Source organism: Actinokineospora baliensis (assembly GCF_016907695.1).
GTDB lineage: Bacteria > Actinomycetota > Actinomycetes > Mycobacteriales > Pseudonocardiaceae > Actinokineospora > Actinokineospora baliensis.
The window spans coordinates 746378-763986 of the sequence record NZ_JAFBCK010000001.1 but is presented as its reverse complement, the minus strand read 5'-3'; the positions used below and the strand labels follow the sequence as shown (position 1 = coordinate 763986).

21 protein-coding genes and 1 tRNA gene are annotated in these 17609 nt (G+C 68.3%); 13 read left to right on the top strand and 9 right to left on the bottom strand.

Features of this window, described 5'->3' with window-relative positions:
- Positions 1–39: 39 nt before the first annotated feature.
- Positions 40–174 carry a hypothetical protein gene (locus JOD54_RS34945; protein WP_275592637.1) on the top strand — a complete coding sequence of 45 codons (135 nt, stop codon included), beginning with the start codon at positions 40–42 and terminating at the stop codon, positions 172–174.
- Here JOD54_RS34945 and JOD54_RS03280 read toward each other — a convergent pair.
- Positions 155–679 carry a TetR/AcrR family transcriptional regulator gene (locus JOD54_RS03280; protein WP_204449112.1) on the bottom strand — a complete coding sequence of 175 codons (525 nt, stop codon included), beginning with the start codon at positions 677–679 and terminating at the stop codon, positions 155–157. The two genes, JOD54_RS34945 and JOD54_RS03280, sit on opposite strands and share 20 nt — an antisense overlap.
- On the bottom strand, positions 676–2007 hold the full coding sequence (locus JOD54_RS03275) for an amidase (protein WP_443601187.1): 1332 nt from the start codon (positions 2005–2007) through the stop codon (positions 676–678). Before JOD54_RS03275 ends, JOD54_RS03280 begins: the two co-directional genes overlap by 4 nt.
- 75 nt (positions 2008–2082) lie before the next feature.
- Between JOD54_RS03275 and JOD54_RS03270 the strand changes: the two genes are divergently transcribed.
- Together JOD54_RS03270 and htpX are read left to right on the top strand one after the other, a co-directional pair.
- Positions 2083–2865 (top strand): siderophore-interacting protein, encoded by a 783-nt coding sequence (locus tag JOD54_RS03270; protein WP_204449111.1) that lies wholly within the window; start codon positions 2083–2085, stop codon positions 2863–2865.
- Between the two features lie 76 nt (positions 2866–2941).
- Positions 2942–3808, top strand: coding sequence for a zinc metalloprotease HtpX (gene htpX, locus JOD54_RS03265; RefSeq protein ID WP_204449110.1), 867 nt, complete (start codon positions 2942–2944; stop codon positions 3806–3808).
- 131 nt (positions 3809–3939) lie between these two features.
- On the opposite strand, the gene rfbA is transcribed toward htpX, so the two are convergent.
- Together rfbA and JOD54_RS03255 are read right to left on the bottom strand one after the other, a co-directional pair.
- A complete protein-coding gene (gene rfbA / locus JOD54_RS03260) occupies positions 3940–4821 on the bottom strand; it encodes a glucose-1-phosphate thymidylyltransferase RfbA (protein ID WP_204456046.1) in 882 nt (293 codons plus the stop codon).
- 183 nt (positions 4822–5004) lie between these two features.
- Positions 5005–5496, bottom strand: coding sequence for a YajQ family cyclic di-GMP-binding protein (locus JOD54_RS03255; RefSeq protein ID WP_204449109.1), 492 nt, complete (start codon positions 5494–5496; stop codon positions 5005–5007).
- 156 nt (positions 5497–5652) lie between these two features.
- On the opposite strand from JOD54_RS03255, the gene JOD54_RS03250 reads away from it, so the two are divergent.
- From JOD54_RS03250 to JOD54_RS03225, 6 genes are all read left to right on the top strand, one after another.
- Positions 5653–5733 (top strand) — tRNA-Tyr (locus tag JOD54_RS03250).
- A gap of 190 nt (positions 5734–5923) precedes the next feature.
- Positions 5924–6475: an NUDIX domain-containing protein gene (locus tag JOD54_RS03245; RefSeq protein ID WP_204449108.1), complete on the top strand. Its 552-nt coding sequence runs from the start codon at positions 5924–5926 to the stop codon at positions 6473–6475.
- A 276-nt stretch (positions 6476–6751) separates the two neighbouring features.
- Positions 6752–7465: an HIT family protein gene (locus tag JOD54_RS03240; RefSeq protein WP_204449107.1), complete on the top strand. Its 714-nt coding sequence runs from the start codon at positions 6752–6754 to the stop codon at positions 7463–7465.
- A complete protein-coding gene (gene thiL, locus JOD54_RS03235; protein WP_239573265.1) occupies positions 7390–8568 on the top strand; it encodes a thiamine-phosphate kinase in 1179 nt (392 codons plus the stop codon). The genes JOD54_RS03240 and thiL overlap by 76 nt, the downstream gene beginning before the upstream one ends.
- 42 nt (positions 8569–8610) lie before the next feature.
- The gene (locus JOD54_RS03230) at positions 8611–9375 is read left to right on the top strand and encodes a hypothetical protein (RefSeq protein WP_204449106.1); all 765 of its coding nucleotides are present in this window, start codon (positions 8611–8613) and stop codon (positions 9373–9375) included.
- 26 nt (positions 9376–9401) lie between these two features.
- Positions 9402–10010: a class I SAM-dependent methyltransferase gene (locus JOD54_RS03225; protein ID WP_204449105.1), complete on the top strand. Its 609-nt coding sequence runs from the start codon at positions 9402–9404 to the stop codon at positions 10008–10010.
- Here JOD54_RS03225 and JOD54_RS03220 read toward each other — a convergent pair.
- Positions 10007–10519, bottom strand: coding sequence for an HIT family protein (locus tag JOD54_RS03220; protein ID WP_239573264.1), 513 nt, complete (start codon positions 10517–10519; stop codon positions 10007–10009). The genes JOD54_RS03225 and JOD54_RS03220 overlap by 4 nt on opposite strands.
- Before the next feature lie 55 nt (positions 10520–10574).
- Entirely contained in the window at positions 10575–11261 is a 687-nt protein-coding gene (gene cmk, locus JOD54_RS03215) for a (d)CMP kinase (protein WP_204449104.1), read from the bottom strand.
- 857 nt (positions 11262–12118) lie between these two features.
- Between cmk and JOD54_RS03210 the strand changes: the two genes are divergently transcribed.
- Positions 12119–12622 (top strand): hypothetical protein, encoded by a 504-nt coding sequence (locus tag JOD54_RS03210; protein ID WP_204449103.1) that lies wholly within the window; start codon positions 12119–12121, stop codon positions 12620–12622.
- 59 nt (positions 12623–12681) lie between these two features.
- Here JOD54_RS03210 and JOD54_RS03205 read toward each other — a convergent pair whose 3' ends face one another.
- Complete coding sequence (locus tag JOD54_RS03205) at positions 12682–13905, bottom strand: hypothetical protein (RefSeq protein ID WP_204449102.1); 1224 nt, start codon at positions 13903–13905, stop codon at positions 12682–12684.
- A complete protein-coding gene (locus JOD54_RS03200; RefSeq protein WP_204449101.1) occupies positions 13902–14411 on the bottom strand; it encodes a sigma-70 family RNA polymerase sigma factor in 510 nt (169 codons plus the stop codon). Before JOD54_RS03200 ends, JOD54_RS03205 begins: the two co-directional genes overlap by 4 nt.
- 98 nt (positions 14412–14509) lie before the next feature.
- Between JOD54_RS03200 and JOD54_RS03195 the strand changes: the two genes are divergently transcribed.
- Positions 14510–14929 carry a VOC family protein gene (locus JOD54_RS03195; protein WP_204449100.1) on the top strand — a complete coding sequence of 140 codons (420 nt, stop codon included), beginning with the start codon at positions 14510–14512 and terminating at the stop codon, positions 14927–14929.
- Positions 14926–15870, top strand: a complete 945-nt coding sequence (locus tag JOD54_RS03190) for a winged helix DNA-binding domain-containing protein (protein ID WP_204449099.1) — start codon at positions 14926–14928, stop codon at positions 15868–15870. Before JOD54_RS03195 ends, JOD54_RS03190 begins: the two co-directional genes overlap by 4 nt.
- Here JOD54_RS03190 and JOD54_RS35435 read toward each other — a convergent pair.
- On the bottom strand, positions 15867–16760 hold the full coding sequence (locus tag JOD54_RS35435) for a GNAT family N-acetyltransferase (protein WP_204449098.1): 894 nt from the start codon (positions 16758–16760) through the stop codon (positions 15867–15869). The two genes, JOD54_RS03190 and JOD54_RS35435, sit on opposite strands and share 4 nt — an antisense overlap.
- Positions 16761–16792: 32 nt before the next feature.
- Between JOD54_RS35435 and JOD54_RS03180 the strand changes: the two genes are divergently transcribed.
- A complete protein-coding gene (locus JOD54_RS03180) occupies positions 16793–17554 on the top strand; it encodes a PhzF family phenazine biosynthesis protein (protein ID WP_204449097.1) in 762 nt (253 codons plus the stop codon).
- Positions 17555–17609 lie beyond the last annotated feature (55 nt).

Sequence of the window (17609 nt, the reverse complement as noted above, 5' to 3'; positions counted from 1 at the left end):
ACGCTGGGCACATCCGGGCCAACAACCGCAGGAGGACGCATGACCGTAATCGCACGCCCCGAGAAGCCGAAGACACCGGTGTTCCAGAGCACCGTCGTCGTGGAGCAGCCGCAGGAGGTTCCCACGCCCCGGGTGTCGGTGGAGAACCCGGTGTTCAGCTCGGCGACGCGCTGACCAGGAGCAACAGCGCGGCGGCGATCTCCGGGGTGGTGCCCGTGGCGAGGCGGCGGAGCTGCATGCCCGCGACCAGGGCGACGACTGGGGCGGTGAGGGCGGCTGGGTTGGGCAGGCCCAGGGCCTTGAGGACGGTCAGGGCCAACGCGTCGTAGGCGGCGAAGCAGCGGGACGCGGCGTCGCGCAGGGAGGGGTCCCTGGCGGCGTGCAGGTAGAGCTCGAAGGGGGCCAACTCCGACGGCAGGCTCTCGATCACCTGCTGGACCAGGGCGGCCGCTTGTTCGACCGTGGCTGGTTGCTGGGCCAGCGCGGTCAGCCGGGTGGTTTCTTCGTGGACGAACAGCAAGAGGCTCTCGCGCAGCAGGTTTGACTGCGTGGCGAAGTGGTACGTGATCGATCCGAGCGATACCTCCGCCTCTCGCGCGATCCGCCGGTTCGTCACGCCCGCGACGCCCTCCGCGGCGATGACCCGCAGCACCGCGCGCAAGATCCGCTCTCTAGTCACGAAGGCCACCTCTGGTCCCACTGCTCGACCGACTCCAGTTGCGCGGCAAGGGATATCAGCTTCCGTTCGCTGTTGGCCGGTCCGAGCAACTGCGCGCCCACCGGCAGTGGCGTTAGGCCTGCGGGAACGTTGATCCCCGGCCAACCCAAGACGTTCCACGGCCACGCGTACGGGCACGCTCTGACGATTGCTTGGTCAGTCTGCCACCCGCGTAGTCCGTCGATGGCGCCTATAGGCAGCGGCAGGGTCGCGGTCGTTGGGGTCAGTAAGACGTCGACTCGGTCGAATACCCGCCCGATTCGGCGTTGTGCCAAACGCAGAGTGGCATTCGCTGCGCGCAAGCCTTGGCCGCGCAGCAGTGCGCCGAGTCGGCTGTTGTCGCGCGTCCGTGGGTCAAGCAGCGCTTGATCCGGTACCCGGCTGTGCCAGTCGTGGACGCCGCCAAGGGAACGGGGGAGGAAGTTGAGTCCTATGAGGCCGTAATCGGGGTTCACAACCACGATCTCGTGCCCCAACGAGCTCAGCACCCGCGCCAGCCGCACGACGGCCGCGCGCACCAACGGGTCCAGCACGACGCCGCGCACACCGTTGAAGGCAGGGCGCAGCGACAGTCCGATCCGGAGGCGCCCGGGCTCCACATTGGCCGCGTCCCGGAACGGTTCATCGGCAAGAACTTCCAGCAATAGAGCGGCGTCCGCGACACTGCGGGCCAAGACGCCGTCTGTAGTGATGCCGTGGAACAAGTCCGGGCTGGACACTCGACCGCGCTGCGGCTTGATCCCCACAAGATGCGTCCACGCTGCCGGGATCCGAACCGAACCGGCTCCATCAGACCCAACGGCCGCAGGTACCAACCCAGCTGCGACCGCGACCGCAGACCCGCCAGACGATCCGCCGGGTGTACGCGTGAGGTCCCAGGGGTTCCGCGTAGCGCCGAACGCGAGTCCCTCGGTGATCGGCCATTGGCCAAACTCGGGCGTGTTGGTCTTACCGACGATGACAGCCCCCGCATCCCGCAGTCGCCCTACCAACGCGCAGTCGGCCTTAGCGGCAGGGAACTCACCCGCGCACCCGAACGCGGTGGGCTCCCCAGTGATGTCGACGTCGTCCTTGATGGCAACGGGAACGCCTAGCAAGGGTTTGCGCGCCCCTTCGCGTAAGAGGCAATCGGCGGCTGCGGCCTCATCCAGCGCCGCCTGGCGAACGAGCCGAAACGCGTTGAGCGTCGGTTGGCTCTGCCCAATCGCAGCTAGTACCTGGGTGGTCAGGTCGACAGACGTGGTCTCCCCAGCGGCGAGAGCGCGGGCGGTGGCCTCGAGTCCGAGCACGGCGACCTCCTTGTTCGTTCGAACGAACAGTAGCCCCTGCGCGCCCCCGTGACCACGGGCGCGAAGATGGGGGTGATGAGCACGAACCCCGAAACCCGCAGGCGTTCCCGCAGGCAAGAGACCCGCCTCTGGCACGTCCCCGTCGTCCGCGTCGAGCGCGTCACCCCGCACATGGCCAGGGTCACCGTGCGGGACGAGTCGCTGGCGGGCCTGGCGGGCGCGGGCACCGACCAGAACGTGATGCTCTACCTCTACCCCGAGGGCACCGAGCTCCCCGAGCCGCTGACCCTGGAGTCCGCACGCGGATTGTGGGCCCAGGTCCGGCCGCTCACCCGCACCTACACGCTGCGCAGGCACGACCCGGTCAGCAACGAGGTCGACTTCGACTTCGTGCTGCACGGCGACTCGGGCCCGGCCTCCGCGTGGGCCGAGCGGGTCCAGCCCGGCGACCGGATGATCTTCGTCGGCCCCTCGCCCGCCTACCAGCCCGATCCGGGCGCCGACTGGTACCTGCTCGCGGGCGACGAGACCGCGATCCCGGCGATCGCCGCGATCCTGGCCGCCCTGCCCGGCGACAAGCGGGTGCTGGCCTACGTCGAGGTCGCGGACGCGGCCGAGGAACAGCCCATCGACGGCATCACCTGGCTGCACCGCGACGGCGCCCCGGCGGGCCAGAACACCGTCCTGGTCGACGCGGTCCGCGCTGCCGAGCTCCCCGGCGGCCTCCCCGAGGTCTGGCTGGCCGGAGAGCGGTCGGCGATGCTCGCGCTGCGGTCGCACCTGCTCGACGAGCGGGGCTACCCGAGGCAGCGCGTCCGGCCGACGACCTACTGGCGGCTGGGCGAAAGCGGCAACTGATCGACTGTCTGGTTGGAACTTCTCACCCGGTGCGGTCGTTGAACCCGGCGGACCAACCGGACCTGAGGAGGCGGGCGTGCACGGGCATTTCAACGGACTGCGCACGGCCCTGCTGCTCGGCGGCATGACCGGGCTGATCATCGCGATCAGCTCGTTCTTCGGCAGGACCGCCCTGGTCATCGGCGTGCTGGTGGCCGCGGGGATCAACGGCTACGCGTACTTCAACTCCGACCGGCTGGCGCTGCGCGCGATGCGGGCCCGCCCGGTGTCGCAGGCCGAGCAGCCCGCTCTGTACCGGATTGTGCGCGAGCTGGCCACGGCCGCCCGCCAGCCCATGCCCCGGCTCTACATCAGCCCGACCCAGGCCCCGAACGCCTTCGCCACCGGCCGCAACCCGCGCACCGCCGCCGTCTGCTGCACCACCGGCCTGCTGGAGCTGCTCGACGAGCGCGAACTGCGCGGAGTCCTGGGCCACGAGCTCTCGCACGTCTACAACCGCGACATCCTCATCTCGTGCGTCGCGGGCGCGCTGGCCAGCGTGGTCAGCCTGCTGGCCAACCTCGCCATGTTCGCGGGCATCTTCGGCGACGGCGACGACGAGGACCGGATGAACCCGCTGGCCCTGCTGCTGGTCGCGCTGCTCGGCCCGATCGCCGCCACCATCGTCCAGATGGCCGTCAGCCGCTCCCGCGAGTACCAGGCCGACGAATCCGGCGCCCGCCTCACCGGCGACCCCTTGGCCCTGGCGTCAGCGCTGCGCAAACTCGACGAGGGCACCCGTGCCGCACCCCTGGCCCCCGAGCCCGCCGTGGCCACCCAGTCCCACCTGATGATCGCCAACCCCTTCCGCCCCGGCGACGGCATCTCCCGGCACTTCTCGACGCACCCCCCGATCGCCGACCGCATAGCCCGCCTGGAGCGCATGGCACTGGAGCAGCAGTAGCCCAGCCCCTACCGGGTGAACTCCCGCTCCGCCGCCAAACTCAGCCGCCGAGGGCGATCTCCGCGAGGCAAGCTATGACCTGCAGGCCGCTCCGCCAGTAGCTGTCGATCGCAGCGCGGTGGAGCGGCGGTTCAGCCGGTGGCGCCCGCGGCCTTCGCGACGCTCATGACGTATTCGCCGTAGCCGGACTTGGCCAGTTTGGCGCCGAGGGCGTGGCACTCGTCGGCGCTGATGAAGCCGCGGTCGAGGGCGATCTCCTCGAGGCAGGCGATGCGCACGCCGGTGCGGTGCTCCAGGACCTGTACGAACTGGCCCGCCTCCAGCAGCGAGTCGTGCGTGCCGGTGTCCAGCCAGGCGAAGCCGCGGCCGAGGTCGATGAGCCGGGCTCGGCCCTGGCGCAGGTATTCGGCGTTGACGTCGGTGATCTCCAGTTCGCCTCGGGCGGACGGGGTGAGGCCCTTGGCGATCTTGATGACGTCGTTGTCGTAGAAGTACAGGCCGGTGATCGCCCGGTTGGACCTCGGCGCCTTCGGCTTCTCCTCGATGGAGATCAGCCTGCCGTCGCCGTCGACCTCGCCGACGCCGTAGCGCTGCGGGTCCTTGACCGGGTAGCCGAACAGCACCGCGCCGTCGAGGTCGGTGGTGTTGGCCTGCATGATCTGGGAGAACCCCAGGCCCCAGAAGATGTTGTCGCCGAGCACCAGCGCCACCGGGTCGTCGCCGACGAAGTCCTCGCCGATGATGAACGCCTCGGCCAGCCCGTTGGGCTGCGCCTGCTCGGCGTAGGAGAAGGCCACCCCGAACTGGCTGCCGTCGCCGAGCAGCCGCTGGAAGTTCGGCAGGTCGGCAGGCGTGGAGATGATCAGGATGTCCCGGATCCCGGCCAGCATCAGCACCGAGAGCGGGTAGTAGATCATCGGCTTGTCGTACACCGGCAGCAGCTGCTTGGACACCGCCTGCGTGATCGGGTGCAACCGGGTCCCACTACCCCCGGCAAGGACGATGCCCTTCATCGCGGCTCCTGTCGTGTTCACCGATCCGAGGCTACCCACGTAAGAGACGCCCACATCCCCTATCCGAAGGCGACCCCCCGACTGTGCATCGCCCCTACTACACGCAGGGTTACCAGTGACGCGGGACACGGTGACGGAGGGTCCACGGACGGAGCAGGGGGCGGCTGACCGCCCCCCGCACGGTCAGCGGTAGTTCGTGAACTGCAGCGCGATGCCGAAGTCGGCGCCCTTGAGCAGGGTGATCACGTCCTGCAGGTGGTCCTTCTTCTTGCCGGAGACCCGCAGCTGGTCGCCCTGGATCTGCGCCTGGACCCCCTTGGGCCCCTCGTCGCGGATCCGCTTGGCGATCTCCTTGGCCTTCTCCGCCGAGATGCCCTGGACCAGGCTGCCGGTCACCTTGTGCACCTTGCCCGACAGCGCCGGGTCACCGATGTCGAAGGCCTTCTGCGAGATGCCGCGCTTGATCAGCTTCTCCTTGAAGACCTCGATCGCGGCAGCGCAGCGCTCCTCGGTCTCGGCCTCGAAGGCGATCGCCTCCTCGCCGGACCAGGCGAGCTTGGCCCCGGTACCGCGGAAGTCGAACCGGGTGGACAGCTCCTTCGCCGCCTGGTTGAGCGCGTTGTCCACCTCCTGCCGGTCCACCTTGCTCACCACGTCGAATGACGGGTCCGCCACGTGCCTCGCACCTCCGCGTTCCGGGGTTGTCAGGTCGGCACGGATGGTACCGCCGCCACCACCCACCAGGGGGTCGCCGCGCAGAGGGGGTACCCGTTGGAACTCCCCCCGCCCCATTGGGTATGGTTCCCGACGTCCAGCAACACCGGACACCCCGGCGGGTTGCCCGAGCGGCCAATGGGAGCGGACTGTAAATCCGTCGCGAAAGCTTCAGAGGTTCGAATCCTCTACCCGCCACAGACAACAGGCGACCTGTGCCCACGGAGAGCGTGGGCCTGGTTGTCTGTTTTTGTATCTGGGGGGCGACCCCCAGACCCCCGCGGGGTGGGGGTGGGGGTGGGCAGGCCAGACCCTGCGGGGGCGGGTGGGGGGTGGGCGGCTGTCGGTGTGGGTGGGCGGCGGGCGGGTGCTTCGTATTGTGTCGCGGGTGAGCGACGAGCGCGGGGTCTGGAAGACCTTCGGTGAGCGGACCGTCTATGACAACCGGTGGGTGCGGGTGGGCGTCGCTGACGTCCAAGCTCCCAACGGTCAGCGGTGGGATTACCACGTCGTTCACCTTGCCCGGATTGCCATCGCGCTGGTCGTGAATGACCGCGACGAAGTGCTGATGCTGTGGCGCTACCGATTCCCGACCGGCCAATGGGGTTACGAGCTTCTCGGCGGGCTCGTGGACGAGGGTGCGGATGCTGCCGCGACTGCGGCACGTGAAGCGGCCGAAGAGAGCGGTTGGCTGCCGGTGGGGGAGCCCCAGCACCTGATCAGCTTTCAGCCGCTGCCCGGACAGGTGACAGCGCCAATGGACGTCTACCTCTGGCGCGAGGCCGAACGCCTCGGCGAGCCGACCGACACCGAAGAAATAGGCCGGGTTGAGTGGGTGCCGCTGAGCCGGGTCAACGAACTCGCTCTGCGACAGGAATTGCTCGGGTCCGGCACGCTCGTATCGCTGCTGTACTACCTGAACTCACGTCGGCAGGACTAGGTGGCTGAGCCGGCGCAACAGGCACTCGGCCTTGATTCGCATGCCTAGGCGGCGGGCCTCGATGAGATCTGAGGTGTCCGGACGATGTCGGATCGGCGGAACACGACAAATTCTGGACAGATTGCTACTTGATCATCTTCCCTTCGCTGACTGACCAGCGGCTACACCGCCAGGCCTGTTGAGCTGGTGGGATAATCGGGTCAAGGTGGACCGTACAAGCTGCCGATCATCGGAAGTCGATGCTACTCTCTTCGGGATCGTCCAACCTCGGGGCGAATGGTGGGTTTCCCGCTGTCGGGCGGAAACCGCGCGTTCAAAGGGGAAGTCGTGACGACTCGAATGAAGTGCACGGGGGCTGATTTCTGCGAGGAGTTGTCCGGTGTTGCGGATACCTCATTCGTTCGCGTCTATGCGGGACAGCCATCTTCGAGACTCATCCTCGAGACGGAGGCACTCGTTCTCCTCGCGGACATGTCGCCCCTGGTCGCCGGACACCTCTTGCTGCTGCCGAGGTGGCACTACCTGTCCTTCTCCGAAGTGGTAGCCGCGCATCGCGAGGAGGTCGAGGACGTGGTTCCCAGGATCTTCGACCTGTACCGCACGACGTTCGGTGAGCCGCTGGTCCTAGAACACGGGTCGACCGAGTTGGAACACGGCAACGCCTGCATCACCCATGCCCACTGGCACCTGCTTCCCGTCGACGGCGCGCGCGTCGACGAGATCATGGAGGCCGAGACCGCCGGGTATGTCGGGCTTTCCGCCATTGTTGAATTGGCGCATGAGCGGTGGCGCTCTACGGCGTACTACCTGCGAGGCTATGGCGATGACCTTCGGCTGTACAACCCGGGCGCGTCCAACAAGCGACAATATTTGCGCTCCGTCGCGGGTCGCGTTTTGTCGTTGGTGGACCCGGAATGGGACTACGCGGTGGTTGTGCGCAAGGAGGCCCTCCGGGAAACCATGAAAAGAACACGGCAATGGGTGTTGTGATGGCAACCAGTGGCATAGGAGGGCCCGCCATGTCGGCTTCGGAAGCCTTCTCGGATGAACCGACGCGGTTAGCGAAGATCATCTCGACCATCTTCGCCAACCAGTCCTCGTCAGCCCCCTCGGTCGAGCATCCTGATGGTTCCACGATCTCGGTCGTCGCAGGCGCTGACCGGCAGGACGACTGCGCGGTGGTGGCTGTGCGAGGCGATCAGGACCTCGTGATCGGATCCGACTACGTCAGGGGACCCAAGTTCCGGCTGTACGAGTACGGGCTTCTCAGCGAGTTCGACCTGGGCTACTACCTGGTCGCGGCGAACGTCAGCGATATCGCGGCGATGGGGGCGACCCCGATCGGTGTGTTGTCCGTCGTGCGCTACCCCTCTGACATGACCGACGCTGTGTTCGAGCAGGTCATGAGGGGGATAGATCAGGCCTGTACCGATTTCGGTGCCCCGAACATCGGTGGTGACATCGGCGGGGCGGAGCGACTGATCCTGTCGGCGACCGCGCTCGGGTCGTGTGTGCCGGGGGGTGCATTGCTGCGCAACGGCGCCTGCCCCGGTGACCTCGTGTGCCTGACCGCACCAACGGGGACGGCTGGTGCGGCGACGGAGTACTTCCGAAGTGGCACATCGATACCGGTCATCGAAGACAAGTACCGGGAGGTGTTGCTGCGAAGCTGGACCCGCCCCCAGGCCCGAGTGCGAGAGGGCGCTTGCCTGGGACGCAGCGGCTTTGTGACCAGCTGTCAAGACACCTCGGACGGCCTCAAGGCGACGCTCGAATGCATCGCGCGGTCGAGTGGAGTTGGGGTGGTCGTGGACGAAGCGGCAATAGCCATACCGGATCCGGTCACCGCGGTGTGCCGTGAACTGTCGAAAGAGCCACTCGCCATCGTCATGGGCGACTCTGTGGACTTCGAGTTGGTGTTCACCATCCCCCCGGAGCGGGAGCCGGACCTGTCGGCGGCCTTCGACCGCGAGGGCCTGTCCTTCGGGGTCATCGGGCGGGTCACCGAAGCGCCCGGTGCCACCATGCGCCTGCGTTCGGGGGAGTGCATCGAACTCCCGGGCGCCGCGTGGCGGCACACGACGATGCTGTGAACGGGTGCGATCGAGCAGCACCCCTGTCCAGGTTGGTGGCGGATGGGACTTAGGGCCGCGAAGCTGTTGGACAAGGCGGTCTTGGTGGCGGCGGGTGTGGCGCTCGCGGGCAAGGCCAACGGCGTGCCCTCGACGCAGTTCTGGAACGCGGTGGTCGCCGCCCAGCCCTACCTACCCGTCGTCCTGCTCGTCATCGCGGGGATCTTCGGTGCGTTGACGCCGTTCGAGTGGTGGCACCAGCGCACGCTCGCCGATCGGAAGACCACCATGCGGCGTCGGATCCTGACCTCGTTCGGCCGGATGCTCGAGGTCGGTTCCCGGGTGGAACCACCGCTGAGGACCGGCGATCTCGCGCTGCACTTCTGGAAGGTGCAGCGGACGTGGCGCCACCCGGTCTCCGGTGTGCTGCGCAGGTTGTCCACGTACCGGATGTCATCCTCGCCGCAGACCAGGACGTTCGCTCCACCCAGAGGAGTCGGTGCGGTAGGTCTTTGCTGGTCGCACAACCGGGAGGTCAAGGTTGACGCCAGCCGCCTTGACGAACTCAAGTCCGAGAACGAGTTCACGGCGTATCGGCAGGCGCACGGTTCGGAGTCGGTCATGAACCTGGACTGGACGACCTTCCAGCAGGTTCGGCATCGCAAGGCGCTGTTCGCGGTCCCCATCCGCAATGCGCAGAGCCGGTTCATCGGCTGCATCAGCCTGGATGCGGGACACGGGTTCGATGTCCTGGAGCGCTCCTCTGTCGTGGAGGAGATGAACGCGCTCTCGACGACGATGTCCCGGGACGATTTCGACCTGGTGTGAGCCGACTGGGCGGAGGTGAGCCAAGGGTGGACCCCGTGACTTCGCGGATGCGGGACGTGTACGACCGGCACGCGTCCAAGTACGCCGTGGCGACCTCGAGCTTGGATCAGTTTCCCGGGCTGGACCTGGAGATCCGCTCGTTCGTGCACGCCATCGGCGCGACCGGGCCCGTTCTGGACATCGGCTGTGGGGTGGGCAGGGACGCCGAGTACATCGCCGAACTCGGCTTGGCGGTCGTGCTGTGCGATGTCAGCTTCACCATGCTCGAAGTCGCCCGCGCGCGGGTAGGCGCGTCCGCGGTGCACGGTGACATGTCCGCGCTGCCTTTCGCGGACCGCGTGTTCGCGGGGATCTGGATGTGCGGCAGCCTGATCCACATCCCGCGCGCCCGGCAACGGTCGGTTCTGGCCGAGGCGATTCGGGTGCTCCAACCCGGAGGGCGCATCGCGATAAGCCTCAAAGAGGGGGACGGCGAAGGATGGCGGGTGGGTGAGCTGATGGATGAGCGGCGGTGGTTCACGTACTGGCGCCAGCCCGCCGTGGCCGAGTTGATGATCAGCGTCGGATTTCGCGAGGTGGCGACCGTGCCGAGTGGGCGTGGTAGTTGGTTCATCGCCTCGGGCACACGTGCTTAGTCAGCCGCCCACTCGCTCGGGTCGCAGTTCGGAAAGATTTGCCGGATGCCTCCCCGGGGGTCCGTCACGTCACCGTTGTACCGGGGGATCATGTGTATGTGCAGGTGGTCGATCGTGCGTCCTGCGGCCCGACCCTCGTTGACACCTATTGTGTAGCCATCGGGGTTGAGCTCGGCGTCCCATTTGGCCTGGATGCGCCGCATGAGGTCATATGCCTCGGACGCCTCCTGCGGCGAGAGTTCGAAGAATGAAACGATATGCCTCTTGGGGACGATTTCTACGTGACCTCTAGCTGCTGGAAAATTGTCGAGACGGGCGTAGAAGTTGGATGTTTCGTCAACCAATCTATTCATCGATCCGTCTCGTACTCGACAAAAGATGCAACTGTCAATGCTGTGCACCGCGGGTAGCTCGCTGTTCATTGTCTTGCTCATCTCAAAGTACCTGATCTTCCTGCATGTCGTGCGCGGATCGTAGGAGTGGTGGTCGGCTGAATCGTAGGTGGCCAAGATAGCCACTCGGCAGGCCTGCTTCCAGTCTGTCCGCTTGGCCCGCGTGGGCTGGTTACCTGGCTGCGCCTGTGGTGTGCCGTTTCTCGATCATCCCGGCGCTCCGGCACACCTCGGACATCATGGCGATCACCTGGCCGAGCGGCAGGGAGCTGGTGTCGATCACAACGCTGTCGGCGGCGGGCCGAAGCGGCGATGCTTCTCTGGACGTGTCCTCGTGGTCGCGGCGCACTACGTCGGCCAGCACGGTTTCGTACACCGAGCCAGGTTCTTGGCGGTGTCGCCGTGTCGCCCGCTCCTCGGCGCACGCGGTAAGAAAGAACTTAATCTGAGCGCGCGGGAACACTATCGTTCCGATATCCCTGCCCTCAATGATGCTTGCTGGCCTGTGCGAGGCCCATTCATGTATCAACGAGGTTATCGCCGAGCGCAGGTCGGGAATTTTGGCCACGGTCGATACTGCCTTCGAAACGTCGAGCGTGCGCAGATCGCTGTCTCGCAGCCTGGTCGGGTCGAAAAGTGTATCCGATTGGTTCTTCTGGAGGATCGTTGATATCAAACCTGTCATGGCCGCGCGGTCGTCCGGTCGGATTCCGGCCGCCAATGCCTCGTATGCGAGTGTGCGGTAGGCGCGGCCGCTCTCCAGGTAGCTCAATGTGAACATGTCCGAAAGTGCACGACTGGTGCTGGTTTTCCCGGCTGCGGCAGGTCCATCGACGGCGATAACAGTGTGCTGGTTCATTTCTGCCCCTATGTACACGGTTTGCGGTCTCAAGTCTCAATTCGTGAGAGTCGTGAGCGGCACATCGTACACAACACGGAACCTCACCGAGTAGGCTACTAGTGCCACGGTGGGGTTGGTGTGCAAACCTGAGATGGGGCCTTGGTTTCACGCAAAGTAGCTGATGGGGCGCGGTTTAGCACTGATTCAGCGTTCGAATCACTTGATCGAGTGAGTCAACTTGGTGTGGTCGATCAAAGTTGACAAAACCATGACAAATGGCTGATCAGGAGGGTGCCGGTTGGTGGAGGTGCGCGCTGCCCGCTGGGGGAGGGCGAGTTCCCGCGATCAGCGCCACCGCGGTCGTCTCGGGTCGGCGGGCCGCTCGGCGGTCTGCCGGCAGCGGTGAGATACAGGGGGACCGGCCACACCCCTGCACAGTGTGGCCGGTCCCTGGCGTCCGCATCGCGCGCGAGGGCGGCGCGATGGGGACGCTATTTCCGCGGGGGAGCCAACCCGGCGGAAAACTCTTGTTCACATATACCCAGAACAGGTCCGGGTCGACTGCCTTCGCCCGGGCGGCCGCTCGGTGCCACCCGGCTTGGTGCAGGTGGTCGTGGCAGCCGGTAATTCACAGAACATCACCATTGCGCTGAACGGTGGTGCGCTCTGGTCCGCTCAGTCATCGACGGTGCCACCATCTGCTTCGTTGTCCCTGGTCAACGGCCTATTTACCGGGGGTGTCACCCGAACGCCGGACGTGCGGCGCCAGGTGCACTGGCTAGCTTTCCTTTCCTGTCTTCCGGGTACTAGTCGCGGGGGTTTAGCCCATGTCTTCGATAAAGCGTTTTGCTGCGGTTCTTCTGGCAATAGCGGCGGTGTCCTCGATCACCACCGAGGCCGCGGCCGAACCGAGGGACAAGACCGACGACCGGGTCGAAGTGGCCAAGTTGACCACCTCTCGACCAACTCCCGGCGCTCCGGTGCTGCCGTTGTTGCCCGATGACGGCTCGGACCGCCCGACCGGGGAGGGGGTCGCCGCCCAGGCCGCCTATTTGCCGTTCACCTACTCCTTCGACTTCTCGTCCTCGCTGGTCTCGCGCACGTTCTGGCCGACCAGTGCCAGCCGCGCCTGCGTCAGTCTGCGCGGCACCGGTGGGAGCGATCCCAGCTACTTCGGCAAGGAAATCAGAATCGAGATGTGGAACGCGTACGGAACCGACACCCGCGTCGGTCCGTCGGTGCGCTACACCCTCAACGGCAACTCCTACGGGTACTGCTGGAGCGGCCTCTACCCCTACCACGAGCACTACTTCCGGCTGGTCAAGGACTGGAGCCCGACCGTGCGCGTGTGGGGCAACGGCTGGGCGTCGGCCAGCTGAGCGGGTCCACGGGCGGGGCGACCCCGGTCGCCCCGCCCGCGTCCTGCCGACCCGCCCGGTCATGGGCCCCCGACCCGCATCGCCGAGGTCGCGGCCACCACGCCCGCGACCCGGTCGGTGAGCCAACCCCGAGTGCTCCTCCTGAGCGTGCCGATGTTCAACGAGATCCGCGGCTGGTCCCACGCCAGCAGCACCAGCCGGTTGCCCTCCTCGAGCCGCCCCGCCGCGGTGGGCTGGAACCCGACCCCGCCGGAGCCGTCCACCAGTTGACCCGGCACCGCCGAGACCGAGGTCTGCACCCGGCCGACGGCGGCCAGCGCGGACAGCCTGGTGTCGACGGTCCCGTTCGGGTCGTTGACCACACCGACCACACCGTCCGGGGTGGCGATCAGGTCGCCCTGGCGCAGGCCGGGTCCGCTGGCGCGCAGCACGCCCCCCTCGGTCCGCAGCGCCACCTGGTCGACCGCGGGGTCGGCGAGACCGGCCGCGATGGGGTACCGCTGCTTGTGGTCGCCGGGGGTGCGGACCACCAGTTCCGCGTTCCACGCCCCCGCACCCTGCTCGAACGCGGGCCACACCGCGCCCGCCGGGGTGTTCGTCTGCACCGCCTGGTCGTCGAGCGCTGAGGTGCGCACCTCGATCTCGGCCACGCCCGGTGCCGTCAGCGCCAGCCCGACCGGGCCGCCGCTGCTGGTCGGCTCGTCTTCGCGGGCGGGGGTGGCCGAGAGGAACCCGACCGCGCGCTGCCCGTCCGGCACGGTCGTCAACGCCCGCAGCAGCAGCTTGGACCGGTCCGGCTTGCCGGTGACCGAGACCGGCGTCGTCACGAACGCGACCTGCTCCTTGCCGCCCGCCACGTCGGCGACCAGCACCACGATGTCCAGGCAGGCCGTGATGTTGGGCGAACGCCCCGCGAACACCGCCCGCACCGCGCCAGCGGGCGGTGTCGCCGAGGTGCGCCAGGTCTGCTCGGCGCGGTTCACCAGGTCTGTCTCGCCCGCCAGGTCCCCGCGCAGTTGCCACTGCGTGACCGCGGCGGCGGCGGTGCCGTCCCGGTCCGGTCCGGTGCCCGACTGCGAGGTGACCACGAACGCCCCCGCGACCGCGAACACCACCACGGCGACTGCGGTCAGCATCTGCACCCGCTGGTGCCGTTGTACCCGCCTGCGGCCGTGCACGTGCCGCAGCACGCGGTCGACCTGGTCGCCGCTGCTGGTCAGCCGCACCGAGCCCAGCTCGTCGCGCAGCCGGGCGATGGCGCGGTCTTCGTCTTCGGCGATCACGCCCCCCTCCTTCCCGGTGACGCGGGCGCTTGGGCCGCCCACAGCTGCCTGACCCGAGCCATCCCCCTGCTGGTCAGCGACTTGACGGTGCCGACGGAGCAGGCGAGTTCGACCGCGGTCTGCGCCTCGGACAGGTCCAGCACCACCCGTGCCACCACCGCCGCCCGTTGCCGCGGCGGTAGCTGTTGCAGCACGACCAGCACGTGGTCCCGTTCGACCACCGCTCCCGTGAAGTCGTCGATGTCCAACTGCTCGGTGAGCTCGTCGAGCGACACCTGCTGCTTGCGCTTGGCGACGCGCAGGAACTCGTTGTAGACGGCCTTGCGCGCGTAGGCGAGGGCGTTGTCCGCGGGCACGCGGCGCCATCTGCGCAGACAGCGCAGCAGGGCTTCTTGCACGATCTCCTCGGCGTCCCAGCGCCTGCCGGTGAGCATGACGGCGTAGCGCAGCAGGTGGTCGTACCGGTCTCGAACGAACTGGTCGAAACCGGACTCACTGCCGTGCACGTCGTCACCTCCTCCCAACCAGGACACCCCCTAGAGCGGTCCCACCCCCGGAAAGGTTGCCAAGTCCGCGAGAAATTTCTCCCGGTACCGTCGAGGCCATGACCAGGCCCGCTTTCCACCTCGCCATCCCGGTCGACGACCTGACCGCAGCCAGGCACTTCTACGGCGAGGTCCTCGGCTGCCCGCAGGGCCGCGACTCCGACGCCTGGGTCGACTGGAACCTGGCGGGCCACCAGGTCGTGACCCACCTGGCCCCCGGCGGCCGCGCCGACGCCGCGACCAACCCGGTGGACGGCCACGGCGTGCCGGTGCCGCACTTCGGGCTGGTCCTGGCGGTCGCCGACTTCCACGCCCTGGCCGAGCGGCTGCGGGCGGCGGGCACGGAGTTCGTGATCGAGCCGTACGTCCGGTTCGAGGGGCAGCCCGGCGAACAGTGGACCATGTTCCTGCGCGACCCGGCAGGCAACGCCTTGGAGTTCAAGGCGATGGCCGACCCGGACCTGCTGTTCGCCAGGTGAGCGCGCCGGACCTGGTCGCCCGCACGGTCGCCAACGGCCTGGCAGGCCCGCGCCCGACCACGGTGCTCGCCGCGGTCGAGCGGGTGGTCGGCATCCAGTCCCAGGACGTCCGCCCGGCGCGCCTGGCCGTCCGGGCCCGCACCACCGGTCTGCGCAAGTCCGATGTGGACAGTGCGGTCGCCGGGGGCGCGGTGATCAGGACCTGGGCCATGCGCGGCACCCTGCACATGGTCGCCGCGAGCGACGCGGGTTGGCTGGTCTCGCTGCTCGGTCCGCGCTTCGCCCACGCCTACCGCGGCAGGCGGCACAGCCTCGGCCTCGACGACGCGCTCGCCGAGGCGGGTGCGGAGATCATCGCCACCGAGCAGCCGCACAGCCGGGCCGAACTGGTCGCGCTGCTGGCAGGCAACGGCATCGACCTCGACCCCAAGACCCAGGCCCCCGCGCACCTCATCTCCTACGCCGCCATGACCGGCCGGATCCGCCGGGGCCCGGACCGCTCCGACACCGAACCCACCTACGTCCGCTTCGACCCCGGCCCCCCGGTCGACGAGCCCAGGGCGATCGAGCGCCTGGCCGACCGCTACCGAGCCGGCTATGGGCCCGCCACGGCCGAGGACTTCGCCGCCTGGTCGGGTCTGCCGCTGGGCAAGGCCCGCGCGGGCTTCGGGGACCGCGACCCTGAGCCGGTCGCCGATCCCGGCCCCACGACCCGGCTCCTCGGCCACTTCGACGCCTACCTGCTGGGCTACCGCAGCCGTGACGGCATCGTGCCGCCCGAGTTCGCCAAGAGCGTGCAGGCGGGCGGCGGCTTCGTCATGCCCGTGGTCCTGCGCGACGGCGTGGTGGTCGGCACCTGGCGCATGGACAAGGGGAAGGTCGTCAGCGAACTCGACGTCCAGGCGGAGGCCGAGGACATCGCCAGGTGGAACAGCGGCTAGCGCACGATCGGCCGCCGCAGCCACGTCGTCCACAGCGGGCGGTACCCGTTGCTGTACCAGAACGGCGTCGACCTGGGGTTCGGCAGCGCGTGGTGCAGCAGGGTCATCGAGACGCCCGCCGCCTCGACGACGTGGTGGGCGTGCGCCGCGAGGGCCGAACCCACGCCGGAACCGCGCTGGTCGGCGCGGACGCTCATGCTGGCCAGGTAGGCCGGGTCGGGTGCGGAGGTGTACTTCGCGCACCACGCGGACTCCGGCGGGAGTTGGAGGTAGACCGAACCGAGGACCTCCCCGTCTCGGCAACCGACCCAGATCCGCGGCTCGGGCGCGGCTAAGAGGCCGGTCATCTGGTTGCGCAGCGCCTCGATGGCCTCGGGTCGGGGAGTGATCTTCCCGAACGGCGCGTCGTACTCGACCACGGCGACGGCCAGGTCCAGCACGGTCGCCAGGTCCTGTGGTTCGGCCGGGCGGACCAGCACGTCGGACGCGCGGGTCGAGCCGCGACCCGAGCGGCGCACCGCGGCGACGCTGACCGGGGCGAAACCGCGCTGCACCAACGCGAACACGCCCTCGGTGTCGCGGCTGGGCAGCTCCACGACCGCCGCGCACTCCAGGTCACCGGGCGCCACCGAGCTGTGGATCAGGTCGAACCACTGGTCGAGCAGATCCCCGAGCGCCTCCGGCCGCGCCAACCGCACCTCCAGCAGGTGCCTGCGCAGCGGCCCCCACGGATCGCTCTCGACACCCCGCTGCGGCCAGGCGATCGCCGCACCCCCGTCGGCCGCCAGCAGGTGCCCGGCGCCGGGCGCGAGCGGTGGGGGAGCGGGCAGCAGCGGGTCGAGCGCGCGTACCCGGGCGGCGTGCACGGCTTCGATCTCAGCGACATCCACCGGACCATCCAAGCGCAGTACCGTCGACGACCATGGACGTCTACGTCGTCGACGCGTTCACCGACCAGGCCTTCCGGGGCAACCCCGCGGCGGTCGTGCTGCTGACCGAGGACCGCTCCGCCGAGTGGATGCAGTCGGTGGCCGCCGAGATGAACCTCTCCGAGACCGCCTTCGCCGACACCCGCGCCGACCCCATCCCGCTGCGCTGGTTCACGCCCAAAGCCGAGGTGGACCTCTGCGGCCACGCCACCCTGGCCACCGCGCACGTGCTCGGCGGGGCCTGCCGCTTCAGCACCCGCAGCGGTGTCCTCACCGCGACCCCCACCGACGCCGGGATCGAGCTCGACTTCCCCGCGGACCCGCTGCAGCCGATCGAGCCGCCCGCCGCCCTTGTCGCCGCGCTGCCCGGGGTGACCGTGCTCTCGGCGTACCGCGGCCGGGAGGACTTCCTGGTCCGGGTGGCCTCCGCCGCCGAGGTGCTGGCGGTGCGGCCCGATCTCTCTGCGTTCGCCAGGGATTCGTCCAGAGGGGTGATCGTCACCGCACCCGGTGATCGGGGGGCCGACTTCGTCTCGCGCTGCTTCTACCCGGCCGTCGGCATCGACGAGGACCCGGTGACCGGCTCGGCGCACTGCACGCTGGCAGGCCACTGGAGCCGCGAACTCGGCCGGTCCTTGCTGGTGGGCAAGCAACTCTCGGCCAGAGGAGGCACTGTGACGGTGCGGACCGACGGCGACCGGGTTCGGTTGACCGGTCAGGCCGTGACGGTGCTGACTGGCCGTCTCACCTGCTGAACGACCGCTGAACTTGGTGGCCGCGGGTAACTAGCACACGTGCCTCTTTCGCCTG

What these genes read in the sequence shown, in the direction of transcription:
- JOD54_RS03195 (WP_204449100.1), top strand. Translation starts at nt 14,510, where the DNA reads ATGACCAGGCCCGCTTTCCACCTCGCCATCCCGGTCGACGACCTGACC.
- JOD54_RS03230 (WP_204449106.1), top strand. Translation starts at nt 8,611, where the DNA reads ATGGGACTTAGGGCCGCGAAGCTGTTGGACAAGGCGGTCTTGGTGGCG.
- rfbA (WP_204456046.1), bottom strand. Translation starts at nt 4,821, where the DNA reads ATGAAGGGCATCGTCCTTGCCGGGGGTAGTGGGACCCGGTTGCACCCG.
- JOD54_RS34945 (WP_275592637.1), top strand. Translation starts at nt 40, where the DNA reads ATGACCGTAATCGCACGCCCCGAGAAGCCGAAGACACCGGTGTTCCAG.
- cmk (WP_204449104.1), bottom strand. Translation starts at nt 11,261, where the DNA reads ATGAACCAGCACACTGTTATCGCCGTCGATGGACCTGCCGCAGCCGGG.
- JOD54_RS03180 (WP_204449097.1), top strand. Translation starts at nt 16,793, where the DNA reads ATGGACGTCTACGTCGTCGACGCGTTCACCGACCAGGCCTTCCGGGGC.
- thiL (WP_239573265.1), top strand. Translation starts at nt 7,390, where the DNA reads ATGGGACTACGCGGTGGTTGTGCGCAAGGAGGCCCTCCGGGAAACCAT.
- JOD54_RS03240 (WP_204449107.1), top strand. Translation starts at nt 6,752, where the DNA reads ATGGTGGGTTTCCCGCTGTCGGGCGGAAACCGCGCGTTCAAAGGGGAA.
- JOD54_RS03270 (WP_204449111.1), top strand. Translation starts at nt 2,083, where the DNA reads ATGAGCACGAACCCCGAAACCCGCAGGCGTTCCCGCAGGCAAGAGACC.